This window comes from Pseudomonas sp. BAY1663, assembly GCF_000582595.1.
In the GTDB taxonomy this organism is placed as follows: domain Bacteria; phylum Pseudomonadota; class Gammaproteobacteria; order Pseudomonadales; family Pseudomonadaceae; genus Stutzerimonas; species Stutzerimonas stutzeri_AF.
The window spans coordinates 1-8,173 of the sequence record NZ_AZSV01000129.1 but is presented as its reverse complement, the minus strand read 5'-3'; the positions used below and the strand labels follow the sequence as shown (position 1 = coordinate 8,173).

The 8,173-nt window shown below is 65.8% G+C and carries 8 protein-coding genes and 2 pseudogenes; 8 read left to right on the top strand and 2 right to left on the bottom strand.

All coding sequences use genetic code 11. The features are described 5' to 3' along the window. The 8 genes and pseudogenes from tssI to BAY1663_RS21310 all read left to right on the top strand — a co-directional run. The coding region (gene tssI, locus BAY1663_RS21335) for a type VI secretion system tip protein TssI/VgrG (protein ID WP_128576430.1) at nucleotides 1–1,200 on the top strand (1,200 nt) is incomplete at its 5' end. After that, entirely contained in the window at nucleotides 1,197–2,048 is an 852-nt protein-coding gene (locus BAY1663_RS21330) for a DUF4123 domain-containing protein (RefSeq protein WP_037044787.1), read from the top strand. The genes tssI and BAY1663_RS21330, both read left to right, overlap by 4 nt. After that, nucleotides 2,045–4,060 carry a toxin VasX gene (locus tag BAY1663_RS21325; RefSeq protein WP_051497205.1) on the top strand — a complete coding sequence of 672 codons (2,016 nt, stop codon included), beginning with the start codon at nucleotides 2,045–2,047 and terminating at the stop codon, nucleotides 4,058–4,060. Before BAY1663_RS21330 ends, BAY1663_RS21325 begins: the two co-directional genes overlap by 4 nt. Further along, a complete protein-coding gene (locus BAY1663_RS23145) occupies nucleotides 3,981–4,352 on the top strand; it encodes a hypothetical protein (RefSeq protein ID WP_051497204.1) in 372 nt (123 codons plus the stop codon). The genes BAY1663_RS21325 and BAY1663_RS23145 overlap by 80 nt, the downstream gene beginning before the upstream one ends. A gap of 167 nt (nucleotides 4,353–4,519) precedes the next feature. Continuing rightward, entirely contained in the window at nucleotides 4,520–4,732 is a 213-nt protein-coding gene (locus tag BAY1663_RS23140; protein ID WP_051497203.1) for a hypothetical protein, read from the top strand. Nucleotides 4,733–4,794: 62 nt separating this feature from the next. Next, nucleotides 4,795–5,298 (top strand): hypothetical protein, encoded by a 504-nt coding sequence (locus BAY1663_RS21320; protein ID WP_037044784.1) that lies wholly within the window; start codon nucleotides 4,795–4,797, stop codon nucleotides 5,296–5,298. Next, nucleotides 5,295–6,205, top strand: a pseudogene (locus tag BAY1663_RS21315) (DUF6708 domain-containing protein). Before BAY1663_RS21320 ends, BAY1663_RS21315 begins: the two are co-directional and overlap by 4 nt. After that, on the top strand, nucleotides 6,202–7,161 hold the full coding sequence (locus BAY1663_RS21310; RefSeq protein ID WP_037044781.1) for a DUF6708 domain-containing protein: 960 nt from the start codon (nucleotides 6,202–6,204) through the stop codon (nucleotides 7,159–7,161). Before BAY1663_RS21315 ends, BAY1663_RS21310 begins: the two are co-directional and overlap by 4 nt. 327 nt (nucleotides 7,162–7,488) lie before the next feature. On the opposite strand, the gene BAY1663_RS25565 is transcribed toward BAY1663_RS21310, so the two are convergent. Both BAY1663_RS25565 and BAY1663_RS25730 read right to left on the bottom strand, forming a co-directional pair. After that, nucleotides 7,489–7,824, bottom strand: a complete 336-nt coding sequence (locus BAY1663_RS25565; RefSeq protein ID WP_051497202.1) for a hypothetical protein — start codon at nucleotides 7,822–7,824, stop codon at nucleotides 7,489–7,491. Then, nucleotides 7,806–8,168 (bottom strand): annotated as a pseudogene (locus BAY1663_RS25730) (methyl-accepting chemotaxis protein); the annotation flags it as partial. The gene BAY1663_RS25565 and the pseudogene BAY1663_RS25730, both read right to left, overlap by 19 nt. Nucleotides 8,169–8,173: the final 5 nt, after the last annotated feature.

Here is an 8,173-nt window from a genome sequence, read left to right as displayed (position 1 = left end):
AGGAGCGACGCCTTTCTCGCCTGCGGCCACTTCCTCGCGCTCAGCGACCATCCGCGCCAGCAGTGGAACGACCTCTGGCTGCTCAACGACGTGATCCACGAAGGCCGCCAGCCGCAAGTGCTGGAAGAGTCGGCGACCAGCGATACCCAGCCAGACGACGGCTTCCAACAGGGCTACCGCAACCGCTTCCTCGCCACACCCTGGGACATCCCCTACCGCCCGGTCCTGAAACACCCGAAACCGAAAATCTTCGGCAGCCAGACCGCCGTGGTCACCGGCCCGGCCGGCGAGGAGATCCACTGCGACCCGTACGGCCGCGTGAAGGTGCACTTCCACTGGGATAGAGAGCACTGGGACCGCGAAGGCGAGCGCAACGACAAGAGCAGTTGCTGGCTGCGCGTCTCCAGCAGCTGGGCCGGTGACCGCTACGGCGGCGTCGCCATCCCGCGGGTGGGCATGGAAGTGCTGGTCACCTTCCTCGAAGGCGACCCCGACCAGCCGCTGGTCACCGGCTGCCTCTATCACGCCGAACACGTCGCACCCTATGAGCTGCCGGCGCACAAGACCCGATCGGTGTTCAAGACCCTCAGCTCGCCGGGCGGCGATGGCTACAACGAACTGCGCATCGAGGACCGCAAGGGCGCCGAGCAGGTCTACATCCATGCCCAGCGCGACTGGGACCAGAACATCGAGCACGACCAGAAGATCCGCGTTGGCCACGAACGCCACGACCGCGTCGAAGCCAACAGCTACAGCGAATTCCAGGCCGAAGAGCACCGCACCACCCACGGCGATCGCAAAACGGAAGTCAGGGCCAGCGACCACCTGACGGTGGGCCGCGACCAGCACATCCGGATCGGCAGCGGGCAGTTCGTCGAGGCGGGCCAGGAAATCCACTACTACGCCGGCGACAAGGTGGTGATCGACGCTGGCACGGAACTCACCGCCGCAGCCGGCGGCAGCTTCCTCAAGCTCGATCCGGGCGGCGTAACGCTGAACGGCGCGGCGATCAAGATGAATTCCGGCGGCACGCCAGGCAAGGGCCCGGGCGCGAAGCCGATCCTACCGGGGCAGACGCGGCCGGCCGATACCGACAAGGCGGGTAATCTGCTGATCCAGGCGCAGGAGCAGGCGCTACGGCGCGCCGCCGTCCAGGCCCAGCCATTCTGCGCCATCTGCCAGCAGGAGGACGATCGATGAACCGGACCTATCTGCTGCTCGACGGCGCCCAGATCGAGAACCTGCCGCTACAGCTCCATCAGCTGGAAGAAGCGCCTGCATTGCACCCGCTCTACCGGAGCACCCGCTACGAGCCACTGGCCGATGCCGGCCCGGTATTGATACGGCTCGCTTCCGACAGCCGTCTGGAACGGCACTTCGTCGAACACTGGCAGGCCCGGGCCGGACTGTGGCTGGAGACCGATGCCAGCGAGCCCGAGCTGATCGAGCATCTGCGCAGCCTCGTGCATGCCGACGTACAAGGCGCCACCGTGCTGCTGCGCTACCACGATCCGCGGATCATGCGGCACTGGCTACCCGAGCTGCCGGCGGACGAGCGTGAACGGCTGATGGGCCCGATACTGCGCATGCGTCTCCCGGCCTCGGAAGCAGGCGCCGAGGCGATCGAACTCCAGCGCCGGACACCGTCCCCCGCGGCCCGCTATGACGACACGCCCTGGCTGCATCTGAGCGACGAGCAGACCGCACGGCTCAACCGCGCTCAACTGGAAACCTTCGACCGGCACCTGCTCGCCCATATCGACCAGCACTTTCCCGACTGCCTGGCGGGCAACGATCCTGCCGCACGGCTGGCCTGGGCCATCCGCTGTCGCCAGGGTGCCGGTGCCCATGGCTACGGCGCGGCCGATCAGGTTGCGCAATGGGCCAACCTCTGCGCCGTGCTGGGAGCGGACTTCCCGCACGACCAGGGCCATGAGAACTATCGCCGGATACTCGACACCCCGCAGTTACGCCCCGAGCAACGCCTGAACCATCTGGCACTCGAACTTCAACGGCAACTGCTGATCGACAAGGAAGTCGCCCAATGACCACCGACGCCCAGGACCAGGCGCTGAACCTGGCCGCCGCCAACAAGGCCGCCCAACGGAATTTCTCCCGGGAAGAACTGACCAGCCCGGTTGCCGCCTGCCCGGTCCGCCAGGCGGAAGTCTTCATCGTCCCGACCCGTTATGCACTGGGCGAACAGCCAGCGGAACATGCCTGCGTCCAGCCTGGCACCACGTCGCAAAGCCACCCGATGGCACTGCGCCGCCTGCGCCCCGGCTTCCTCTATCTCTGGCACCACGAAGGCCCTCTGCGTCGCTACGCCGTGGCGAGCGACGGCCTGCTGCTGGAACAGGCCCTGGATGACGACGACACCCTGCCCATGAACGGCCAGTCGGTCGGCATCGCCCTGGACAAACGCCACGACGCCTGGCTGCTGTACAGCGAAATCCCCTTGCCCACCGGGGCTCGCCAGCATCTGGTGGAAAATCCCGGCGAGCGCATGCGTCATATCGCCCTCACGCAAGTGGCCCATAGCCTGGAAGCGCCGCACTGCCCAACCCTCGACAACGCCGACCGGGTACTGGCGGAACTGATGCCCGAAGTGCGCGAAAAAGCCCTGGCCCACGACCATGCGCGCAACGGCGCCGCCCACCGCGAAGGTGTGGACGCCCTGGGCAGGCGGATGATGGAAGCGCCCAGCGCCGAGAACGTACAGGCCTATGTGGATGCTCGCACCTGGCTGGCCGAGCGCGAACGGGCCGCCGCACGCCATCCCGAAGCGGCGCAGCAGGGGCCGGGCGAATGGAGCGCGGTCGCCTGGGACGTCCCCGCCAGCGACGCCTGGCTCACCCGGGCACGTAGCGATGCCGGCGCGCTGCATGCGGTGTTTGCCGCCCTCGACGACGACCTGGGCGTGCTGCGCGACCTCAACCACGAGCAGGAACGCCTGGAGGCTGGCCATGAGCACTGGATCGCCGACAACAACCTGCGCCAGAGCGTCGGCGGCTTCATCCGCAGCCTGATCCGCGAGGACGGCGGCGAAGTGGCCAACCTCCTCAACTACCGCTACCGTGACCGCGATATCCAGATCACCCCCGACCAGGGCGAAACCATCCTGGCCAGCCAGCATCGGCTCGAAGCACTGTTCAGGGAAGAGAGCCGCATCAACCAGGAGCGCGGCCGTCGCTACAACCATGCCCAGGCCGATGCGGAACTGGCCGGGGTACATGCCGAGGTGGCCGCCACCACGGCACCGGTGCGCGGCTTCATACCGCCCGATCTGCACGGAGAAGTCGAATACGTCGTGCGCGAGTACCGCAAGGAAAAGGTCGCCAACCTGGCCGGTGGCCGCGCCCATGCGCAGGTCACCGAGCATATCGACCTGGAACGGCTGGACGCCTGGCTCGACCAGGAGGCCCCGGCCCACTATCGCCAGGTGGAAGAACGCCATCAGGCGCTCTATGCCGACCGCGGCCAGTTCCTGCCCCGCCATGCCTCGGGCACCTGGTTCGTCGACTACGCCGATCCTGCGCACCAGCGCTGGCTCGACGAACTGGCCGACGCCTGCCTCAGCGCCCAGTGCAGCCGCCAGCAAGGCGCCGAACAGTTCGCCGGCTACGTGCGCTCCGACGACCCCGGCAGCCTGCGCCTGGTCTTCCATGCCTGGAGTCCGTCGCTGGAGGCGGCGGTCAACAGCACCAACCGCCTGAACGAGCTGGCCGCCGCACTCAGCCTCGACAACCTGGCCGATACCCGCACGGCACTGGGCAAGACCCTGGACGAAGCCGCCCTGCGCGCCCTGGAGCGGCTCGCCGACGATGTCGAGGGCTACTTGGGCCGGAACCGTCTCGCGCCTGGGGGCGGCGCTGCTCGCCGGCAAGACCCAGGCCGGCCTCGCCGGCCAGTGGATGGGCCTGCTGCTGGTGGCGCGCTTCGGCCAGGACTCGCGCCTGGTGCGTGGCCTGGAGAACGGCGTGGAAGTCTGGCGCCTGCTGGGCGAAAAGGCCGACGCCCTGCAGCAGTGGACACGCAACACCGCGCAAGCCATCCGTAGCGGCAACGCCGCCGGCGTAATGCAATCCCCGGCCGTGAAGAACAGCGGCGGCCTGCTGCCGCTGGCCGCGCTGCTGCTCAACGCCCTGAACGCCAGCAACTACGCCAGCCAGGCCGGCCTGCTCGAAGGGGAAGGCGCCCAGCGCCGTGCCGAACATCTGTCCGCCACTCTGTTTGCCGCCGCGGCCCTGACGGCGGTGGTACAGAACTGGATGATTATTGGGAAAGGGATTGAGGAAATTGGGCGTAACGCGACTATTGCTCCAACTCTGACGCTGTTTGGGGGGCTGTAGGTGGTCTGTCGTTTTTGGCTGCACGAGAAGAGTTGCATTCACTAAAACTCCAAATCGAAAACGCACAAAGCCGTATCGATCCTTGGCTGGAGACGAGACGACTAGCCGTTACCGGGCAAATGGCCGTATACGGAGCGCAGGGGCTTCTCGGTTTGAGCCTGACTGGCATGCGTCTGACCAACAGGATCGACACCCCTACCGCCATCCGTCGCTTCCGACTGGGCATGGGGCCGCTCAACCTGCTGTTGCTGGGGCTGGGCGGGCTCTACCTCTACGCCTGGTCGCGCCAGACCACCCCCTTGCAGAACTATCTGGCCGGCTGCTGCTGGTCGCGTGGCCGTGCTACAAGCGCGAAAGGCTGGCGGCGGAACAGCAAGTAGCCGAATTCGAGCAGTTGCTCGCCCTGCTGTATAAACCACGGTTGGGCCTGCGGACGGAGAGCGTGCGGATCGCCGGCACGGCGGGCGATACCGTTACCCAGGACGGCATCGCCGCCCTGACCCTTGACCTGCCGGGGGCCGACCCCGACAGCGTGCAGGTCGAACTGGCCCTGAGCGGCAACCCGACCCCGACCAGCGTCAGGATATTCGGCGAAGGTACCCGGGGTACGCCAACCGACCTGGGCGCCACCTGGCTCGGCGGCAGCCGCTGTACCTGGATACCGGCGGGAGAAGGCCAGGGCCTGCGCCTGAGCGGCGCCTTCGCCCGGCCGCTGGCCCGCGCCTCGTTGCGCCTGCGCTACCACAGCCCGGTCGCGCTACTGGCCGGCCTGGAAAACGTGATCGGCGGCCCGCGCGGGCTCGCCTACACCCTTGGCCCCAGCGGGCTGCTGACCGACGGCGAGGTGATCGAACTGCGCGCCGACGACCCGACCCCGGAGCTGGATCGCGCCACGCCCCACCGCATGGACGGTACCGAGTACCTGCAACCCAAGGATTCCGCATGAGCCAACCCGAAGCCGGCAGCAGCCGCAACGGCCTTTTTTCCCGCGACGACTACCTGGCCCCACCGCATATCCCCACCGGCCAGCCGCCCAGGGATGTGCTCAATACCATCTGGCGCAAGAACGAGGTATTTCTCGATATTGGCTCCTACAGCATTGGCTCGTTTGTCATGATTATTTGGCCGTTGCTGCTGCTATTTATCTGGATGGGCTGGTACACGACCCTTGATCTGTTCTATTGGTTTGGATTCATGTGCTTTTGTGGCATCCCCATTCTGATTTTGCTTCACAGCTTGACTCAACCCGTGCCCCCCCCGTACGCTTCAACCGTCAGCGTCGCGAAGTCTGCGTGCCACAGAAGGATGGCGGCTACTGGATCGTGCCCTGGGAGCAAGTAACCGCCGCCGCCACCGCCGTTTCCTCGATCGGCCAGCATGGCAAGACCACCCAGGGCATGCTGGTGATCGGCTTCACCAACCCTGATCCGAATGCCAGGGAAGCGGACAGGCATTTCACCCAGGGCTTTAGTTGTGGCGGTGGTACCACTGCCATGTGCCTATGGGAATGCATGCGCAGCTATATGGAGATCGGCCCGCAGGCCGTACCCGATACACGCCTGGGCAAGCGGCCATATGAGGAAACCCAGATCGGCTCCATCGTGACCAGCCTGCGCAAGGGTGATATCAAGGATGTTCTGCATGGTCTGTTCTTCGTGATCTTCCTGGGCACCTACTTCGCCGAGAAACTCCAGAACCTGAAACTGGCTCCTCCTCCCGACCTGACCGATCCTGTCATCGTCGAATGGTCGCAACCCCTGCCGCCCGAACAATGGGCCAGGCGCTCCCCCGAACTGGAGCGAGCCATCACCGAACGCGAGGCCGAACTGGCTGCCAAGCAGGCCACCACATGAGCCAACCCGAGGCCGGCACCGGCCGCAAAGGCCTGTTCTCCCGCGACGACTACCTGGCCCCACCCCATATCCCCACCGGCCAGCCGCCCAGGGATGTGCTCAATACCATCTGGCGCAAGAACGAGGTATTTCTCGATATCGGTTCCTACAGCATCGGCTCGGCGGTCATGGTGATATGGCCATCGCTATTGCTTGCGATTCTTATCCTCTGGAACACGGGCGGTTTTGGCGGGCGGAATATTGGGTTGACGATACTGTTTTCCATCATGCTTGGTATCCCCATCCTGATCTTGCTTCATAGCCTGACCCAACCCGTTCCCCTTCCCGTACGCTTCAACCGTCAGCGCCGCGAAGTCTGCGTGCCACAGAAGGATGGCAGCTACTGGATCGTGCCCTGGGAGCAGGTGACCGCCGCCGCCACCGCCGTGTCCTCAATTGGCCAACATGGCAAGACCACCCAGGGCATGCTGGTGGTTGGTTTCACCAACCCCGATCCGAATGCCAGGGAGGCAGACAGGCATTTCACCCTGGGCTTCAGTTGTGGCGGCGGCACCACGGCCATGTGCCTATGGGAGTGCATGCGCAGCTATATGGAAATCGGCCCGGAGGCCGTTCCTCACTTGAACGACCTGGATAATCTTCGTGAAAACTTGGGAGGAAAAGGACCTTTCTGGGGAGCATGGTGGACTTATTACCTAGGTATCAGAGATCACCTCAAGGCTGGTGAATATGGGAAAGCCCTCTGGTTGTGTTTCACCATCTTTGCCTTTGGTGGGCCGCTGATCTTGATGTTGCAACACTGGAAACTTGCCCCACCACCCGACCTGACCGATCCAGCCATCGTCGAATGGTCGCAACCCCTGCCGCCCGAACAATGGGCCACGCGCTCCCCCGAACTGGAGCGAGCCATCACCGAACGCGAAGCCGAACTGGCTGCCAAGCAGGCCACCACATGAGCCAACCCGAAGCCGGCACCAGCCGCAACGGCTTCTTCTCCCGCGACGACTACCTGGCCCCGCCGCATATCCTCATTGACCAGCCGCCAAAGGCCCGCATTCACTAGCCCGGCGGTTCTGCTGGCTGGGAGTAGAGCATGCGACCGGAAGCCCGAGCGGGCTCACCCGCACTCTTGGACTCAGTAGGCTGATCAGCGACGGTGATGTGATCGCGCAGCGCACCAATTACCCGACTCCGGAATCGGACGCGCTACGCCATTGGCGAGGCGGCGCGCCTGATCTGGATGTAACGGCCGCGAACAAATCCTCGGCTCTCCGTGTTGGTTGTCAATTCATCTGCATGAGCAAGGCTCGTTGCCGCCCGGCCTGGCGGCTGACCTCGTCCGCCACGCCATAGCTGTCGTGCTGCAGCTGCAGGCTGTGGCGGGCCAGCTCCTGCAAGGCGCAGAGCTTCTGGTTGATCTCTTCGGCCGCCGCGCCCTGCTGCGTGCCCGCCTCGGCGATCTGCCCGCTGACGGCGGCGATGTCGGCGACATGGCGGGTGATGTCGGCCAGCGCCCGGGACGTGGCCGCGACCTGCTCGACGCTGGCCCGCGATTGCTCCAACCCCTGCTGCATGCGGCTGACCACCTCGCCCGTGCCCTGGCGCAGGGCCTCGATCATCTGCTGGATCTCGTCGGTGGAAGCTGGGTGCGCCGCGCCAGGGAGCGCACCTCGTCGGCGACCACGGCGAAACCGCGGCCGTTGTCGCCGGCCCGGGCGGCTTCGATGGCGGCGTTCAAGGCCAGCAGGTTGGTCTGTTCGGCGATGCCGCGAATCACTTCGAGGATGCCGCCGATGGCCTGGCTGTGCCGGCTCAGCACGCCGATCGCTTCGGCGGAATGGTCCAGGGTGCCGGCCAGCGCGCCGATGCGCTGCTGCGCGGCGCTGGCCCGGTCCTGCCCCTCGACGCTGAGCCTCTGCGCCTGGCGGGTCAGCTCGGCGGCATGGCCGGTGTTGCCGGCCACTTCGC

Coding starts and splice junctions, on each gene's coding strand:
- BAY1663_RS21330 (WP_037044787.1), top strand. CDS start 1,197: ATGAACCGGACCTATCTGCTGCTCGACGGCGCCCAGATCGAGAACCTG.
- BAY1663_RS21325 (WP_051497205.1), top strand. CDS start 2,045: ATGACCACCGACGCCCAGGACCAGGCGCTGAACCTGGCCGCCGCCAAC.
- BAY1663_RS23140 (WP_051497203.1), top strand. CDS start 4,520: ATGCGTCTGACCAACAGGATCGACACCCCTACCGCCATCCGTCGCTTC.
- BAY1663_RS21310 (WP_037044781.1), top strand. CDS start 6,202: ATGAGCCAACCCGAGGCCGGCACCGGCCGCAAAGGCCTGTTCTCCCGC.
- BAY1663_RS25565 (WP_051497202.1), bottom strand. CDS start 7,824: ATGATCGAGGCCCTGCGCCAGGGCACGGGCGAGGTGGTCAGCCGCATG.